The organism is Streptomyces incarnatus (assembly GCF_001027185.1).
In the GTDB taxonomy this organism is placed as follows: Bacteria; Actinomycetota; Actinomycetes; order Streptomycetales; family Streptomycetaceae; genus Streptomyces; species Streptomyces puniciscabiei.
Map to the genome: position 1 here is coordinate 2,078,450 of NZ_CP011497.1, position 14,573 is coordinate 2,093,022.

17 protein-coding genes and 2 pseudogenes are annotated in these 14,573 nt (G+C 70.4%); 1 reads left to right on the forward strand and 18 read right to left on the reverse strand.

The window, feature by feature from the left end; all coding sequences use genetic code 11:
- Positions 1–27: 27 nt before the first annotated feature.
- The 18 genes and pseudogenes from ABB07_RS09175 to ABB07_RS09260 all read right to left on the reverse strand — a co-directional run bounded on the left by ABB07_RS09175 (position 28) and on the right by ABB07_RS09260 (position 12,890).
- Positions 28–519 carry a hypothetical protein gene (locus tag ABB07_RS09175; protein ID WP_208898252.1) on the reverse strand — a complete coding sequence of 164 codons (492 nt, stop codon included), beginning with the start codon at positions 517–519 and terminating at the stop codon, positions 28–30.
- Between the two features lie 18 nt (positions 520–537).
- Positions 538–1,398 carry an SPDY domain-containing protein gene (locus tag ABB07_RS09180; RefSeq protein WP_208898253.1) on the reverse strand — a complete coding sequence of 287 codons (861 nt, stop codon included), beginning with the start codon at positions 1,396–1,398 and terminating at the stop codon, positions 538–540.
- Positions 1,399–1,426: 28 nt separating this feature from the next.
- On the reverse strand, positions 1,427–2,047 hold the full coding sequence (locus ABB07_RS09185) for an HAD-IA family hydrolase (RefSeq protein ID WP_208898254.1): 621 nt from the start codon (positions 2,045–2,047) through the stop codon (positions 1,427–1,429).
- Positions 2,044–3,210, reverse strand: a pseudogene (locus tag ABB07_RS09190) (MFS transporter); the annotation flags it as partial. The gene ABB07_RS09185 and the pseudogene ABB07_RS09190, both read right to left, overlap by 4 nt.
- Complete coding sequence (locus tag ABB07_RS09195) at positions 3,198–4,424, reverse strand: ATP-grasp domain-containing protein (protein WP_208903358.1); 1,227 nt, start codon at positions 4,422–4,424, stop codon at positions 3,198–3,200. The pseudogene ABB07_RS09190 and the gene ABB07_RS09195, both read right to left, overlap by 13 nt.
- 90 nt (positions 4,425–4,514) lie before the next feature.
- Positions 4,515–4,835 (reverse strand): hypothetical protein, encoded by a 321-nt coding sequence (locus tag ABB07_RS09200; RefSeq protein WP_208898255.1) that lies wholly within the window; start codon positions 4,833–4,835, stop codon positions 4,515–4,517.
- A 29-nt stretch (positions 4,836–4,864) separates the two neighbouring features.
- Positions 4,865–6,000: pseudogene (locus tag ABB07_RS09205) on the reverse strand (MFS transporter).
- 86 nt (positions 6,001–6,086) lie between these two features.
- The gene (locus ABB07_RS09210; RefSeq protein WP_208898256.1) at positions 6,087–6,587 is read right to left on the reverse strand and encodes a hypothetical protein; all 501 of its coding nucleotides are present in this window, start codon (positions 6,585–6,587) and stop codon (positions 6,087–6,089) included.
- Positions 6,584–7,435, reverse strand: a complete 852-nt coding sequence (locus ABB07_RS09215; protein ID WP_208898257.1) for a winged helix-turn-helix transcriptional regulator — start codon at positions 7,433–7,435, stop codon at positions 6,584–6,586. Before ABB07_RS09215 ends, ABB07_RS09210 begins: the two co-directional genes overlap by 4 nt.
- 39 nt (positions 7,436–7,474) lie before the next feature.
- Positions 7,475–7,909 carry a hypothetical protein gene (locus ABB07_RS09220; protein ID WP_208898258.1) on the reverse strand — a complete coding sequence of 145 codons (435 nt, stop codon included), beginning with the start codon at positions 7,907–7,909 and terminating at the stop codon, positions 7,475–7,477.
- Complete coding sequence (locus ABB07_RS09225; protein ID WP_425264692.1) at positions 7,906–8,370, reverse strand: hypothetical protein; 465 nt, start codon at positions 8,368–8,370, stop codon at positions 7,906–7,908. Before ABB07_RS09225 ends, ABB07_RS09220 begins: the two co-directional genes overlap by 4 nt.
- Positions 8,367–8,834, reverse strand: a complete 468-nt coding sequence (locus ABB07_RS09230; protein WP_425264693.1) for a hypothetical protein — start codon at positions 8,832–8,834, stop codon at positions 8,367–8,369. The genes ABB07_RS09225 and ABB07_RS09230 overlap by 4 nt, the downstream gene beginning before the upstream one ends.
- A gap of 106 nt (positions 8,835–8,940) precedes the next feature.
- The gene (locus tag ABB07_RS09235) at positions 8,941–9,276 is read right to left on the reverse strand and encodes an SH3 domain-containing protein (RefSeq protein ID WP_208898259.1); all 336 of its coding nucleotides are present in this window, start codon (positions 9,274–9,276) and stop codon (positions 8,941–8,943) included.
- Positions 9,277–9,427: 151 nt separating this feature from the next.
- A complete protein-coding gene (locus tag ABB07_RS09240; RefSeq protein ID WP_208898260.1) occupies positions 9,428–10,180 on the reverse strand; it encodes a hypothetical protein in 753 nt (250 codons plus the stop codon).
- Between the two features lie 13 nt (positions 10,181–10,193).
- On the reverse strand, positions 10,194–10,886 hold the full coding sequence (locus ABB07_RS09245) for a hypothetical protein (protein WP_208898261.1): 693 nt from the start codon (positions 10,884–10,886) through the stop codon (positions 10,194–10,196).
- Between the two features lie 15 nt (positions 10,887–10,901).
- On the reverse strand, positions 10,902–11,384 hold the full coding sequence (locus ABB07_RS09250; protein ID WP_208898262.1) for a hypothetical protein: 483 nt from the start codon (positions 11,382–11,384) through the stop codon (positions 10,902–10,904).
- On the reverse strand, positions 11,381–11,929 hold the full coding sequence (locus tag ABB07_RS09255; RefSeq protein WP_244189747.1) for a DUF4913 domain-containing protein: 549 nt from the start codon (positions 11,927–11,929) through the stop codon (positions 11,381–11,383). The genes ABB07_RS09250 and ABB07_RS09255 overlap by 4 nt, the downstream gene beginning before the upstream one ends.
- Positions 11,930–12,134: 205 nt before the next feature.
- On the reverse strand, positions 12,135–12,890 hold the full coding sequence (locus ABB07_RS09260; RefSeq protein ID WP_208898264.1) for a DNA-methyltransferase: 756 nt from the start codon (positions 12,888–12,890) through the stop codon (positions 12,135–12,137).
- 519 nt (positions 12,891–13,409) lie between these two features.
- On the opposite strand from ABB07_RS09260, the gene ABB07_RS09265 reads away from it, so the two are divergent.
- Entirely contained in the window at positions 13,410–14,528 is a 1,119-nt protein-coding gene (locus ABB07_RS09265) for a C40 family peptidase (protein WP_208898265.1), read from the forward strand.
- The last annotated feature ends 45 nt before the right edge of the window (positions 14,529–14,573 follow it).

The following is a 14,573-nucleotide window of genomic DNA, read 5'->3' on the forward strand; positions in this document are numbered from 1 at the left end:
GGGATCCTGTCTGTGGGAATTTCGTGGTCAGCGGGCCCTCGCGGCGCTGCGTTGAGCCGCCGGCGACGGGACCGGCCGCGCCGTCCGGCCCGCGGCTCGGCTGAGGGCGGGTGCCGGCCACGTACCGGGGAACCACACAGCGCTGTACTGCTCGATCGCATCGCGCAGGCCGTTTGTGTGGGCGCCTTCCCACGGCACCCAGTCGGGTCGGTCCTTGAACTCCTTGAACGTGCCGTAGCCCGAGTTGTGCGGCTGAAGGCCGCGCGTGGAGTCGCGGTGATCGAACGTCCTGTGATCGGCGAACCGCAGAACGGTGACGTCCAGTTGCCCGCGGTCCTGGTGGAGGGTGGCGAGGCGGAGGCCGGCGTACTCGTTGGCCCATTGGGTGGGGCTGAAGTCGATCCGCAGCCGCAGCGGTCCCCCGGGTACGGGGGTGGCGTAGTAGGTGTCGCCGACAACGGCACTGTCGGCGAAGGGCAAGTCGAGTTGGGCGAAGAACTCGGGGGCGTGCATGGCCATGTGGGTCTCCCGGTGGTGTCAGCGGTGTGGCCCGGCCAGCCCGGGTCGGCTGGTGGTGCTCCAGCGCGGGACGCTGGCAGCGGGCCGGGCGGTCGGGCGGCGGGTGACGGCACGCTGGACATCGAGCGGGGTCGGAGCCGGCGGGCTCGGCGGGACGATGGAGGTGACCTGGGCCTTGCTCTTGACGTAGCTGTAGGTGTCCTCGCGCCAGCGAGGCAGCGGCGCCGGGTCGGAGACGCACTCGGTGACGGCCTTGAGCAGGGCCACGGGGGTGTCCGTGCTGGCAGTGGCGTACCAGTAGGGCCGGTCGATGGAGGTGCCGGCCCACAGCTGCCAGCGTGCCCCACGGGTGGTCAGCTCGGTTTCCGGGTCGAGGTCGCCGGTGGTGTATGCGAGCCCGGCCAGCTTGTCGGGTGACTGGACGGCGAAGACGCCCCAGCGGGGCCGGTCGATGAGCCAGCCCCGGTTGATGAGTGGTGCGACCGCGAGGAAGGGGTCATGGTCTTTGTCCCCCGAGAGGGGTCTGGCCAGGTAGCTGTCCGGCCCCTGCTGATATGCCTCGGCGAGCGTGGTGGTGAAGGCGGTGACGAACTCCGTCGGGCAGGAGTCGTTGAAGCACACACCCCAGACGGGCGGGCCGAAGGGGTCTTTGTAGGCGTTGATGCGCCACAGGCCGTCGTCCTCGCCCTCGGGGAGGTAGCCGAGGCGGACCGTGCTGTCGGACGCGGTCAGGTAGGCGTTGCCCAGATCGTCGTGGCGGAGTTCCCAACCGAGGTTGCGCAGCGGGTCGAGGCCGGGATCGCCGATCGCGGTGGCGCGGGCGAGGTAGCGCGGGGAGACGTAGACGTCCCCGTCGATGGTGTCGTCGTGAGGTAGCACAGGATCCTGGACGGTGAGGTGGGGCGGTTCACGCCGTGGGGAGCAGTGCCGCTTCAAGGACGGCGGGCCGGCCGGTGTAGTGCAGCGCGGTCAGCCCCAGGCTGCGAGCGGCCTGGCAGTTGTCGGCGCGGTCGTCTACGAACAACACGCGCTCCGGGTTGCGGGCGCCGGTGGCCGCAAGGGCATGGTGGTAGGCGGACGGGTCGGGCTTGCACGCCTCCAGCCGGGCCGAGTACAGGGCCTGGGTCATCAGCTGCTGCCAGTCGTGGGTGTCGAGCACGTCGCTGAGGTGGCGGGGTGCGTTGGACAGGAGCACCATCGGCAGTCCCGTCCGGTGGACGCGGCGAAGGACGGCCAGGACGTGCTCGTCCGTTCCGATCCACATGTCGGTGTCCGCGGTGAGGAGTTCGCACAGGAGCCGGGGGCCGGGGTGGGAGCCGAGGACGCGGGCCCAGTACGCCATGTCGCTGAGCTGGCCGGCGTCGTAGGGTTCGCGGGCACTCCAGAAGGCGCGCTGGAAACCGGTGAGGTCGTCGTCGGGCCAGGACGCGGTGCGAGCGAGGCGGAGCCACTGGCTGCGAGTGGGCTGCAGGCCGATGACGCCGTTGTAGTCGAGGATCACGGCGTCGAGGCCGGTGTGGCGGGTCAAGAGGTGGTGTTCTCCAGGGCGCGGTGGGCGAGGAAGGCGATGGCGGCTGCGAGGAGGGCGGGCAGCAGCAGGGCCGTGGGCAAGGTGGTGGTGCTGGCGAGGGCACCGATGAGTGCAGGGCCGGCCAGCAGGCCGAGGTAGCCGGTGACGGAGACCGCGGCCACGGCCTTCGGTCCGCCGGTCCCGGCAGCGGTGATCAGGCAGGGGACCGTGCCGGACAGGCCGAGTCCGAAGACCGTCCAGCCAGCCAGGGCCGCGGGCACGCTGTCGGCCAGGACACCGACCGTCAGGCCGGTGGCGGCGAGCAGTGCGCCGGTACGGACCACGGTGGGGGCGCCGAAGACGGCGGTGAGCCGGTCGCCGCTCAGCCGTCCCAGGGCCATGGCGGCGCTGTAGAGGGCGAACGCGCTCGCTGCGACGGCCGTGGTGGCCTGCAGGGAGTGAGCGTGCACGGCGGCCCAGTCGGCTGCCGCCCCCTCCCCCAGCAGACTTGCGGCCGCCAGTGCACCCAGCAGCCACAGCCTCGTGGGCGCCAGTGTCGCCTGCGCAGCGCCGGAGCCGGCGTTGTTGGACGTCAGAGGTTGATCGGTGCCGTGCAGGGCGAGGGTGCTTGGTCCGGCAGCGAACACAGCAGCGGTCAGCGTCAGGCCGGTGGCGAGGAACAGGGTGTGGTGGCTGATCGCGGCGGTGGCTGCGGCCAGGGCGGCGGCGGCCAGCGCGCCGAGGGAGTAGGCGGCGTGCAGGGAGGACATAATGGGCCGGCCGTAGGCGTTCTGGCAGCGCACCGCCGCGGAGTTCACGGCGACGTCCAGGACGCCGTGCGCGATGCCGAAGGCGAGCGCCGCCGCGACCAGCGAGGCCAGGGTGCGGCACTGGCCCAGCACAGCGAGAGCCCCGGCGAGGCCGACAGCTCCGCCCATCAGAAACACGGGAAGCCGCTTTGGCCGGGCGAGGCGGCCACCGGTTCGCAAGCCGGCGACCATGCCGAGGGCGGCGGTGAGCAGGACCCAGGACAGCTGGGCGGTGCTGAGGTGGGCGGCGTGCTGGACGGCGGGCATCCGGGCGCCCCAGATGGCCATCGCCACGCCCAGGCCGAGGAAGTAGCCGGTCAGCAGCATCCGGCTGCGGCGGGCAGCGGTGGTGGGACGGCTCACGCGGCGCGACCTCCGGTGCCAGACGCATCGCCCGCGAGGGGCGCGATGTCGATGTGGAGGCGGCGGGCGGCCTGTTCGGCGCGTGCTCGTGCGAGGTCGGCGGTGGGGGCGGTGGTGATCAGGTAGCCGATGCGGGCGGTGAACATTGTGCCGCCGTCGGCCGGGAGGAGGAGTGGGTCTCCGGCCTGGTGCTGGAAGTGGACGCGTTCCAGCCAGCGCGGGCAGATGCCATCGAAGTAGACGCGGCGCAGGGTGCCGGAGACGTCCGGGTAGATCAGCTGGATCGCGGCGGCCGAGGAGCGGTTGGGGGTGAGATCGGGTGCCCGGCCGCAGGCGATGTCGGCGGCGGCGCGCGGCAGGTCGATGCCGGTCGCCAGGTACACGAGGTAGCCGATCATGTCGCCGGCGATCCGGCCGTTGACCTCGACCAGCCTCGGCTGGCCGTCGACCAGGCGCATCTCGACATGGCTGACACCGTCGGTGATCCCCAGAGCGCGGATCGCGGCGCATGCTGCGGGGGCGACCACGTCGAGCAGCGGATCGGCGGCGTCCACCACGTGGGCCAGCTCCTCGAAGTACGGCGGTTCGCTGACCGTCTTGCGGGTCACCGCAACCACGGTGGTCTTGCCCCGGTAGGTGACGCACTCCACCGACACCTCCGGCCCGTCGAGATACTCCTCGACCAGCACGCTCGTGCTCTCCTTCCCCAGACCGGCGGCCTTCTTGGCGAACGCGTACGCGGCCGTGAGCTGTCCGGGGGTGTCGGCGCGGATCACGCCGATGCTGGCCGCGTGCGCGGCCGGCTTCAGCACGACCGGGTAGCCGATCCGCTCGGCCGCCGCCTCGGCCTCGGCCTCGGTGCGTACCGTCACCGAGGCGGCCGACGGGACCCCGTGCTGGGCGAACAGGCTGCGCGAGACGGCCTTGTTGCGGCATGCCTCCATGACCTCGGGGGCGTTGGTGGGCAGGCCGAGCCGGCGCGCGAGGCGGGCGACGGGCACGAGGTACCACTCGGTCCAGGTGAACACGCCCGCCAGGTCGTAGCGGTCGGCCAGCGCCTGCCCGGCAGCCGACAGCTGTACCGGGTCGGCCGGGTCGGGCACCACCACGCAGTCACGGAGATAGGGCACCTCCCACGACGGCTCCTCACCGGTGATCAGGACGACGTCGTAGGCGGCAGCCACGGACTGGAGGCAGTAGCCGCGGTACGCCTCGGCTTCCATGTCGGCGGCGGCGACGACCAGGACGACAGGACGGTGGGACAAGTACGAACTCCTCAGAGATCAACGGGGGATGAAGGGCCGAGGGAGGCTTTACGGGCTGCGTCGGCGGCGGACCTCGATCACGGACGCCCACTCCGGGTGAGCGGCGAGCAGCCTGCGCGCGTAGAGGGCGGTGTAGTTGTTGTTCAGGCCCTTGACCCCTGCTGGCTGGCGCCAGCGCAGGGCCTCGAACAGCGCCTTCATCCCGACTCGCTTGGCTCCGGCGGCAAGACGTTCCTCAACGAGCCGTTCCAAAGACCGGTAGATCCACGGGTACTGGGCGTCAAAGGCGCGGAACTGTTCGGTGATCGTGGGTCCGTCCCGGTACGGGAAGTCGAGGCCGGGCAGTCCGTCCTGCACGGTGGAGGGCATGCGGGCAGCGGTTCCTTTCGGGGTGGGGTTCAGGCGGGCGTGGTGCGCAGGGTGCGCAGCCGGGCGAAGGCGGTGAAGAGGCCGAGGGCCTGCATGAGGGCGGTGACGGTGACGGCGTGCCCGATCTGGGCGGGCGGGACGACCGCGACGAGCAGTCCGGCGGCGGGAAAGGGCACCAGGAGCAGCAGAATGGTCAGGCTCAGGGTGCTGCCGAAGACCTCGGGCGGGATGAGGTGGGAGCGCAGGGTGCGCAGGACGACGGTGAGGCCGCCTTCGCCGGCCATCAGCACGGCGATCAGCAGGACGTATTCGGGGTAGGTGTCGGCCTTGGCGACCGCGAGGGTGGCTGCCGCGGCAAGGGCGGCTGCGGTGGCGCCGACCGGCCACAGCCCCCACCGGTCGATCGCCCGGCGCGCGAGTGCGATGGCGAGCAGGGAGGTGACAGCGGCGGCGGACCAGATGAGTCCAGCGTCGGCGCGGGAGCGGCCCAGCTCGGTGACCACGATCACCGGCATCGCCGCCTGCAACAGGGCGATGGCCGTATTGGAGACGAGCAGGCCGCCCACCAGCCACGCCAGGGCAGGAAGGGCACGCAGAGTGCCCCAGCCTGCCCGCACGCCACTCCTGCTCGCGGGGGAACGGCTCGGCGCGGTCGGCCGACGCGGAAACAGCGCGGCGGCGAGCAGTGAGAGGGCGGCGAGCGTGCTGAGCATGAGCGCCGGCCCGCCGTACTTCAGCAGCAAGCCGGAAACGAGAGGGCCGGCCAGCATGGCGGTCTGGTCGATCCCCAGCAGGACAGACTGCACCCGGTGCGCCCGCGATCCGGCTGTCCGGCTGTCCGGCTCGCCTCGCCGCCAGCCGTTTCCACAGCGATGTAACTGCACTCCGTGAGGAAGCCGCTGACCGGGGCGAGCGCCATCACGGTGACCGCCGCCGGCACCCCGACGTCAGGCGCCGCCAGCAGGAGCGCGGCCAGCAGGACGGCAAGAGCTCTGCCGACACACGCGGTACGGAAGATACGGGAGACGCCGTGGCGGTCGACGAGGGAGCCGGCCACCGTGAACGCCACCAGGCGGGGCAGCCACTCCAGCGCGAACGCGACGCCCGTCAGGGTCGCCGACCTTGTCGTCGCAACCACGATGAGCGGGATGCCGTAGGTGGTCATCGCGAACGCGGCACCGTCAGCCGAGCGGGGCAGGTAGACGCTGCGGAACAAGGAAGGGTGGCGGGCGTACCGGGCTCTGCCAGCCCTCACGCGGCCAGCACGGGCTCGGCGCCCTGGACAAGCTGCGGGTTCTCGTGCAGCCACGGGGTAAGAAGGTCGCGCGGGCGGACGTGCTTCTCAGCGGTCTCGATGACCGGAGCGCCTTCCCGCCCCTCCTGCGAAGTGAGAGCGGTAGGCACGGCGTAGAGCGAGAGGGCGTGCTGGATGCGGCTGGTGAAGTCGCAGACCGGAGCCGGAAGGCCGTGGTGGCGCGCCCAGCGGGCCATCGCGTCGTAGACGTCGGCCAGGCCGGATCCGGACGGTGTCAGGGTGAGCCCGGCACCAGGCCGGTTGTGGACCAGCCGGAGAGCGCGGGCTTGTTCGACGGAATGCCGCAGCTGAGGGACTGGCAGGTCGGGGAGGGTGCGGGTCAGGCTGCGCGGCGGGATGGGGCCGTTGTCGTCGATCTCGGTGATAAGGCGGATCAGACCGGGTGCGGACAGCACCGTGCAGGCGTGCCGGATGGCGGCTGGGGTGAGGGTGGTCATCGGCGTGGTGCTCCAGTATGAAGTGCCGCCAGCGAGCGGGGTGGGGTGGCGTGGGAGAAGAGGGCGTTGCGCTGCCAGGCCGGCGGCGGTGTCTGATCGGTCTTGGTGGGTGCCGGTGTGGTCGCCGGGGTGACGGTCCGCGCCTGGCTGCTGAGCCACATCCGCTGTTGCGGTGTGGCGCTGGTCTGTCCCCAGACCGGGTGCTGTCCGGCCTGGGTGAGGGGCTGGCCGGCGGACCATGCCGACAGGGCGCCCAGGAGGGGCCCGAGACCGTCGCCGGCGGCGGACAGGCGGTAGGGCTGTCCGATCCCGTCGGTTGTGACGAGACCGTCGTCCACGAGCTGCCGCAGCGGGGGGTAGATGTTGGTCCAGTCGCTGCCGGGCATGACCGTCTGGGCCAGAGCCCGGCCGCTGGCTTCTCCCCGGATCTTGAGCGCCCACAGGATCGCGGCGGCGTGCCGCCGGGTCAGGAGCGTGAGGCTGTCCTCGATCTGTTCGATCGCGGTCAGCGGCTGCTCCGGCTTCTCCAGGTACTGCTCGGCCCAGGTGACGATCAGCGGCAGGACCGGCAGCAGCGCGGTGGCACGGCCGGTATGCCCATAGGTGACGTGCCGCGGGGTGTGCTCGTTTCGCTGGACGAGACCGGCCTCGCACAGCTGCCGCACCTTGGGGTGCAGCTGGCCGTCGCACAGCCAGGACACCTTGGCCGCGAGTTCGCTGTAGCGCAGCGGCTGCCCGTTCAGGGCGAGCAGGATCCGCACGTTCCAGCGCGGGGTGATCATGGCGAGTGCCTCGGTGACCCGGGCGACGTCGGCGTCGGTGTCGGGCGGCAGACCGGTGAGGGCCAAGGAAGAAACTCCTGTGATCGTGACGGATACGCGTGCGGGTCAGCGGCTCGGTGTGCTGCTCGTGGCGGCAGCGGCAGGGCCCGTGGGCACCGTGGTGGTGGGTGGGGCCGGGGACGGCTCGGGCGGTTCGGCCTGCCCGGCCGGTTCGGTGCGCACCAGGCTCTCCAGCACCGCCGTTGCCGTGACCGCCTGGGTGTCCCGGACGGCGACCGCCTCGGCGAGACGGCGGGCGCAGTCGAGCACGTGCACCACCTCGTGGGCACTGATCTTCCGCTCGACGTGGATGAGTTGGACGAGGCGTTCGCGGTGGAAGGTGATGCTGCGCTCGGCGAAGTCGAGCGTGTCGTGCAGGCCGAGGAGGGCGCTCAGCATGCCGGGCGGCTGGTCTCGGGCATGTGCTTGGAGGGCGGCGAGCGGAGCGCCGTAGAGGTCCTCGATCCGTCCGGCAATCTCGGTGGACGTCGGGTGGGTCAAGCCGGGGCTTTCACAGTCGGCGGGCCCGGGTCGCCCCGGCACCCGTGGGTGCCGGGGCGACCGCGGTCGGGAACGGGGCGGGGGGGACGGGCCGGTTGTGCGGTGCGCGCGGCCCGGGCGTGCTGCCCGGGTGCGGGCATGGCACGCAGGAGCTGATCGAGGGCGAAGCGGTAACCGTCGCGGGCATCGAGTGCCGCCTCGAGCCACTGCGCATCCGTCCGCAGGTCCTCGGCGGACAGCTCGCCCATGTCACGGTCCCCGACCATCGCCGCGTGTACACGGTCACGGACCCGGGCGACCTGCTCCTCGGCCAGAGCCAGGAAGGAGCGCAGCTCCAGAGCCCGGCACAGCGCGGGGGAAGCGTCGGGACGAACCGCTGCGGTGTACAGGTCGTCGACCGGGACGCCGAAGACCTGGTGCAGCCGGTCGTCCGCGGAGCTGGGCTTGAGCTGGGCGCTCACCGCGCAAGGCTCCTTCCCTGCTGCTGGGTGGTCGCCGGCCTCGGCGGGGGGCTGGTGGGGACGGCCGGTCCCTGACGCCCGCGCAAGCGGGTCAGCCGCCGGGCGGCCAGGTCCTGCTTGCCCCTGGCGTCCGGGTCGATTAGCCACCGCACGACCATGGCCCGCCCGTCGCGGGCGGTGACGGCAGCGTTGACGCGATGGGCCAACTCCATCGTCGGGTCGTCGACCTCACTGGGCTGGCCGTCCAGCGCGGCCACGAGGGTGTCCTCCGCACGCTCCAGCGCTGCCTGCGATTCGAGGAGAAGGCCGTGCCACTTGACCACGTCGGTGGCCTGCGAGTTGGCGGTCGGCGCAGCGGCGACGGCGGCCTTCAACTGATCCACGCTCATCCCGAAACGGATTTCGATCTGTTCAGTGAGCACGCCCACGACATCGTCTATCGCATCGAGTGGAGCGTCAGACACGGGAGACTCCTCTTGGTAGACACCGGGATCCTCTAACTGGCAGAAGTGGGAGGGAATCGAACGCTCAAAAGCGCCGCTGTACAGTCGAGTTACTGGCGTGCGCGGCTTAGTCGAGGCACATGCGGACGTCGCGGTAGACGTAGGTGGCGGACACCCAGCCCTTCACACCCGTCGTTCGGTCCGTGATGTAGCGCCAGTTGCCGCTGGTCTTGTGGACGGTGAACTTGTGCCCGCGGTACAGGATGCCCACGGCGGTGGACATGACCGACGCCTTGGAGCGGATGGTCACGGCCTTCGTGCCGATGACCCACGGACCGGGGTCGTTGCAGGGCTGGGAGGTCAGGGCGCTGCTCGGGGCGGCCGTGGCGGTGGTCGCCGACGCGATCGGCAGGGCGAGGGCTCCGAGAATCGCAGCGGATACGGCAATGCGGGTTGCGCGCATGCGGAAAGAACCTCCATACGAGGGAAAGGAATGCTGGGGAGCGCCGAACCCGGGGTGCTCCCGGCGGCCGTATAAGAGTCCGGAGAATCGCCGGTTTGGCCAACCGGCGATCATCGGCTATGTTTCGCCGCGCCGACGGGAAAACGGGGCTTCAGCGTGAGCGGCCAGAGGGTCGGGAGGACGCCGTTTTCGGCGCAGGAGCAGGGCGGGAAAGTGATGGCACCGGGCGGACCAGCGGCAGAGCCTTACTTAGGCCACCGAGGCGGTCATCGCACCATTGCAAGGCTTCTTCGACCGAATCGAAGCCGCCCTCGCGCAGTGTGTGCGTTCCCGCCTCGATGTCGACTTCCTCGACTACGACACGGAATGGGGAGCGGGCGCGCTCGTCCAGGGCCCGCAACACCGCGAGCGTGACCCAGTCGTCCGGGTCGTCCTGGGTGTGGGACCAGCCGAGCGCGTAGTGGTCCCCGTCCCTCATGAGCCGTTGCTCCAAGGCCCGCGTCGCCTCGTCGGCCGGCGCTGTGCCCCGTTCGGCATCCAGCGTAAGGAACTCGGGCGGACAGCCGCGGCGGATGAGCCAGGACTGCGCCATCGAAGGCAAAGGCAACGTGGCCCGCTCGAAACTGAACGTGCTTCTCTCCAGGTCTCGTTGCAGGTGGAGAGCTACGTACTGCGGCACACCCGGGTGGTCCCAGGTGGCCGAGCCGTCGTACAGGACGTAGAAGCTGCGGGCGCCATCGGCGCTGTGGTGCTCGGCGAGGGAGACGAGCATGTCCTCGTGAACGCTGACGAGACGGAAGAATGCCGCGCTGATCTGATCGTCGGCGTCAAGGTCGTCCACCCGGAAGTTCAGAGAATGGGACAGGTCCCTGTCGGCGGGTGGGGATGGTTCGTGGGTGGGCATGCGGTCTTTCACGTCAGCGTCGCGGTGCCGGAGCGGACGGCCACGCTCCCGGTCGCGCCGTCGCCAACGACGCCTGCGTAGTACGGCGGTTGGCGGTCAGCGCGGCACGGCCGGCGTCGGTCAGACTGACCAGCTGGCCGGCATGGACGGGATGGCTGGTGTCGAGGGCGACGAGACCGGCGGACTGGAGCCGCTGAAGCTCGGCGTAGGGCACGCGGGTGCCTGAGGCGGTGGTCACCGACAGCCGGCCGGTCAGGAGATGCTCGTAGAGCTTGGCGCCGCCGGCGATGGCCAGCAGCGCCGCTTGATCAGCCGCGGTGATCTGCGCCTCGCCACTTGGTGCTGATCGCGAGGCGGCTTCGATCGGCTCCAACGCGTCGAGCACCCGCCGCATGGCGGCGTCGCGGGATGCGGCGGCCTCCTCCAACTGGTCCACGGTGCGGTCGATCCGCTCGAACAAAGCGGCATCGACGGGGAACTCCCCGGAGGACAGCCGGTGCAGGAGGGTGCGGTAGAACGTGACGCCGGTCTCGACCTGGGCCAGTTCCCGATGCCGGTCGACCAGCTCGGTGTGCGGCTCGTCGAGGATGCCGCAGTCGCGGTGGGCCCACAGGGTGTCGACGTCGTGGCCGGTGGCTGCCTCGATGCGAGGGTCGAGCGAGGACACAGCCCGGCGGGCAGCCGTGGGCGCCGGATCAGGGGGCATGGCAGTTCCTTGTGGTCAGCGAGTGTGAAGCGGGGAGGGGCTCTGCGCGGGGCGGGGCAGGCCCGGCATGGCGGACGACAGCGGTGCCGACCTGGGTACGGGACCGCGGGTGGCCAGCTGCGGGGAACGGGCGCGTGCCGCGTGCGTGCGGGCGCTGAGCGGCCGACGGGTCATTCCCAGGCGGCGGCCGACCTCGTCGTAGACGTCGTTGCCCGCCCGCGGCCGTACGGCGACCACGTGGATCTCCCGCCGGTGCGCCGACGACTCGGGCGCCGGACGGATGCCGTAGACGACCCGCCAGTCCTTGCGAGCGTCCACGAACAGCTTGCGGTAGCCCTCCAGGTCACCAGTCAGGCGGAGCCCGAAGCGCTCGGCGTTCACCACTTCCTGCAGATAGGCGAGGGTGAGATCGCGGATGTCGGATGGCGCCTGGAGCAGGTCGTTCAAGGCTCGGGGGTCGAAGCTCAGGCCGAAAGCCGGCTGCTGCCCTTCGCTCATGACGTCAGCCCGTACTTACCAGGCCCGGACGCCTCCGCCTCGGCGGACTCCTTCTCCGCGCGGACCGAGGGGGGCGGTCCGGGAAGGAGACGGTGCGCGGGACGGTCCGGGGAGGTCATGCAGGCGGACAGGGGGCCGCCAGGTGCGCGGATCGCGGCCATGGCGTGGGTGAGGAAGTCGCGGTGCCAGACAAACATGCCGGCCAGGCCCGCCTCGGGGTCCTTGTGCTGCTGGTAGGCCAGCCACAGGGCATGCAGCCACGCGACGACGTCGCTGTGCTCCTGCCATTGCAGGCACCAGGGCGCCGCCGTGGTGACCTCCGCCCCGTAGATCGGCAGGAGGAAGTCGTCGACCCAGTCCGACAGGGCGTCGAGTTCGTCCTCGTACGCCTCGCCCTCCAGCTCCAGGATGGGCCGAGGCTCCGGCGCAGCCTGTGCCGGGGATCCACCGAACCCCGGCATGCCGAACGCCGCAAACGGCGAAGCTGCGGGCGGAGCGCAGGCGAGGTGATCCAACTGCCGGGCCTGCTCTGCGGTTTGTTCCATCAGCCGACGGACACTGGCTTCGATCCCCTCCAGCTGCGTGTCCGGGATGCGCACCGGCTCCAGTTCTCCGTCAGCCGGGGGGTCGATGGATTCGGACATGAGAGAAGCAACCTCCTGAGTGCCGCGGAAATGGGGACAGGAACAATCCGGCAGTGCACCGGCCGAATACGGCGGTCGGTGATTCGCATGTGGCGGGGCGGTGGAGTCAGGCGGTGAGGACCACGTCGTCCTGGCCGAGGGACTGACGGATCGTTTCCGTCAGCCGGTCGGCGGCGATGGACGCGTAGTGTTCGGTCTTCTCCACACCGATGAAGTCCCGGCCTTCGAGCAGGGCGGCCACGCCGGTGGATCCGGAGCCGGCGCAGAAATCGAGGACTGTGCCGCCGGGCGCACAGATCTTGACCAACTCGCGCATGACCTCGACGGGCTTTTGCGTGATGTGCTGCCGCTGGGAGCCCGACGGCTGTGAAGCGGAGTACATGCCCGGCAGGTAGACCGGGTTGCGGGAGCCGTCGATGGCGCCCTTCGACGCCCACACGATGAACTCGCAGTTCTGGGTGAAGCGTCCCTTCTGGGGCCTGGCCTGGGGCTTGTGCCAGGCCAGGACGCCGCGCCACAGCCAGCCGGCCGCTTGAATCGCGTCCGTCGTGATGGGCAGCTGGCGCCAGTCGGTGAACAGCAGCGCCGCACCGCCGGTCTTGGTGAGGCGGTGGGCCTCCGTCATGATCTGGGTCAGCCAGAACCCGTAAGAGCGCTGGTCCATGTTCTCGCCGGTGAAGTCGGCCAGGCTGTGCTTGGCGTCGGCGGAGGTGTACTTCTGCTTGGCGGAGCGGCTGGTGCGCTCCTTCGCCGTGCGCCCACCGGAGTTGTACGGCGGGTCAGTGATGACGGCGTCGACGGAGTCGTCCGGGAGCTTGGACAGGACGCTCAGCGCGTCGCCCTGATGCAGGGAAAAAGGCAAAGAGGAACCCCGATTCGGGTGGGAGTGCGTGCGTGGAATGCCCGTCGCGTCGGCAAGCCCCATTGGCCGGAAAACGGGCATGAGCAGGCCCATGACCATGGTCTGGGGAGGGCGAGGGGGAGTTCAAAAACTGTAGACATGATTCGGCCGATGACCAAGAAGTGCGCTGCTGAGGGGCCGGATTCCGGCACCTCACGCCGACTTTTTGGTCAACGGCCGATCTGGGCCTACTGTTTTTGAACCGCCCGGCGTACACCGCCGCTGGCCCACTCCCCCTTTGGCTCGTGGAGGTTCACGCTGCCCCCGCATACCTAGCTCACCTGTCGGCCACGCTCGGCGAGCGGCTACTCGCCTGTGGCCGGCCACTCCTGATTTCGCCCACCCCGGTCTGCTGCGCTCCCTTTCCCGCATTCCCTGCGCTCGCGCGGCGTGCCGGACACCGCACCCGAAGGACCCCTGCATGACGTCTCGTTATCCGCCCCTGCCCGAAACCGGTGATGTGCGCGTGGGCACCACAGGTTGAAGGGGCTCGCCGCCGGCATCGGCGTCGTCTTCCTCTCCCCTCTCCTTCTCGGCGGCGGCGCCGTGATGATGGCCACCTCCAGCGAAGCCGCCCAGAGCACCACCTCATCGCTCGACTGCCTCTCCGACGTGGACACCAGCAAGATCGCTGATCAGGTCACCAAGATCCTCGACGGTGCGGATCCGTCCAAGGTGCACATCAAGGACCTGGACCTGCCCGGCGAGCAGATCCCGAACGCGCAGACCATCGTCGCCACCGGCAACAGCCTCGGCGTTCCCGAGCGCGGTCAGATCGTGGCGCTGGCCACCGCGATGCAGGAGAGCCGGCTGCGCAATCTCGGCGGCGGCGACCGTGACTCTCTCGGCCTGTTCCAGCAGCGGCCCAGCCAGGGCTGGGGCACCGCCGCGCAGATCCACGATCCCGTCTACGCGTCCGAGCAGTTCTACAAGGCGTTGCTGAAGGTCCACGGCTGGCAGCAGATGACCGTCACCCAGGCCGCCCAAGCAGTGCAGCGCTCCGGTTATCCGGACGCCTACGCACAGTGGGAACCGCTGGCGACCACGCTGCAGAAGGCGATTGCCGCCACCTTCCCCGACTCCGGGGAGAAGGACTCCGGCAAGACCGACGACAAGCCCGCCCCCGCGACCGGCTGCGACACCGCCGACGGCACGTCCTACGGGCCCATCCCCGAGGGCGCCGTCCCGAAGGGCTACAAGCTCCCCAAGGGCACCGACCCGCGAGCCCGCAAGGCGATCGTCTGGGCGATGCAGCAGCTCGGCACGATGTACCAGTGGGGCGGATCCTGCACCAACCCCCACGGCCCGGACGCCATGGCCCGCTGCGACTGCAGCTCCTTGATGCAGCAGGCGTACGCCCACGCTGGCATCACCCTCACCCGCACCACCTACACCCAGGTCGGCGAGGGCAAGGCCGTCTCACCGAAGGCCCTCAAGCCCGGTGACCTGCTCTTCAGCCGTGGCACCGCGGCCCGGCCCGAGCATGTCGGCATGTACATCGGCGAGGGCTTGGTCATCGAAGCCCCCCGGACCGGCAAGCCGGTACGGATCACGCCGCTCAAGGACTGGGCCGTCCTCGCCGCCCGCCGCGTCATCTGACGCCGGCCTCTCTCCCGCCGCTCGGCACCCCCTCTTTCTGAACTC

Excerpts from the sequence above, each read along its gene's own strand:
- ABB07_RS09200 (WP_208898255.1), bottom strand. The coding sequence starts at position 4,835 with ATGCCCTCCACCGTGCAGGACGGACTGCCCGGCCTCGACTTCCCGTAC.
- ABB07_RS09240 (WP_208898260.1), bottom strand. The coding sequence starts at position 10,180 with ATGCCCACCCACGAACCATCCCCACCCGCCGACAGGGACCTGTCCCAT.
- ABB07_RS09250 (WP_208898262.1), bottom strand. The coding sequence starts at position 11,384 with ATGAGCGAAGGGCAGCAGCCGGCTTTCGGCCTGAGCTTCGACCCCCGA.
- ABB07_RS09175 (WP_208898252.1), bottom strand. The coding sequence starts at position 519 with ATGGCCATGCACGCCCCCGAGTTCTTCGCCCAACTCGACTTGCCCTTC.
- ABB07_RS09235 (WP_208898259.1), bottom strand. The coding sequence starts at position 9,276 with ATGCGCGCAACCCGCATTGCCGTATCCGCTGCGATTCTCGGAGCCCTC.
- ABB07_RS09255 (WP_244189747.1), bottom strand. The coding sequence starts at position 11,929 with ATGGAACAAACCGCAGAGCAGGCCCGGCAGTTGGATCACCTCGCCTGC.
- ABB07_RS09210 (WP_208898256.1), bottom strand. The coding sequence starts at position 6,587 with ATGACCACCCTCACCCCAGCCGCCATCCGGCACGCCTGCACGGTGCTG.
- ABB07_RS09245 (WP_208898261.1), bottom strand. The coding sequence starts at position 10,886 with ATGCCCCCTGATCCGGCGCCCACGGCTGCCCGCCGGGCTGTGTCCTCG.
- ABB07_RS09195 (WP_208903358.1), bottom strand. The coding sequence starts at position 4,424 with ATGGAAGCCGAGGCGTACCGCGGCTACTGCCTCCAGTCCGTGGCTGCC.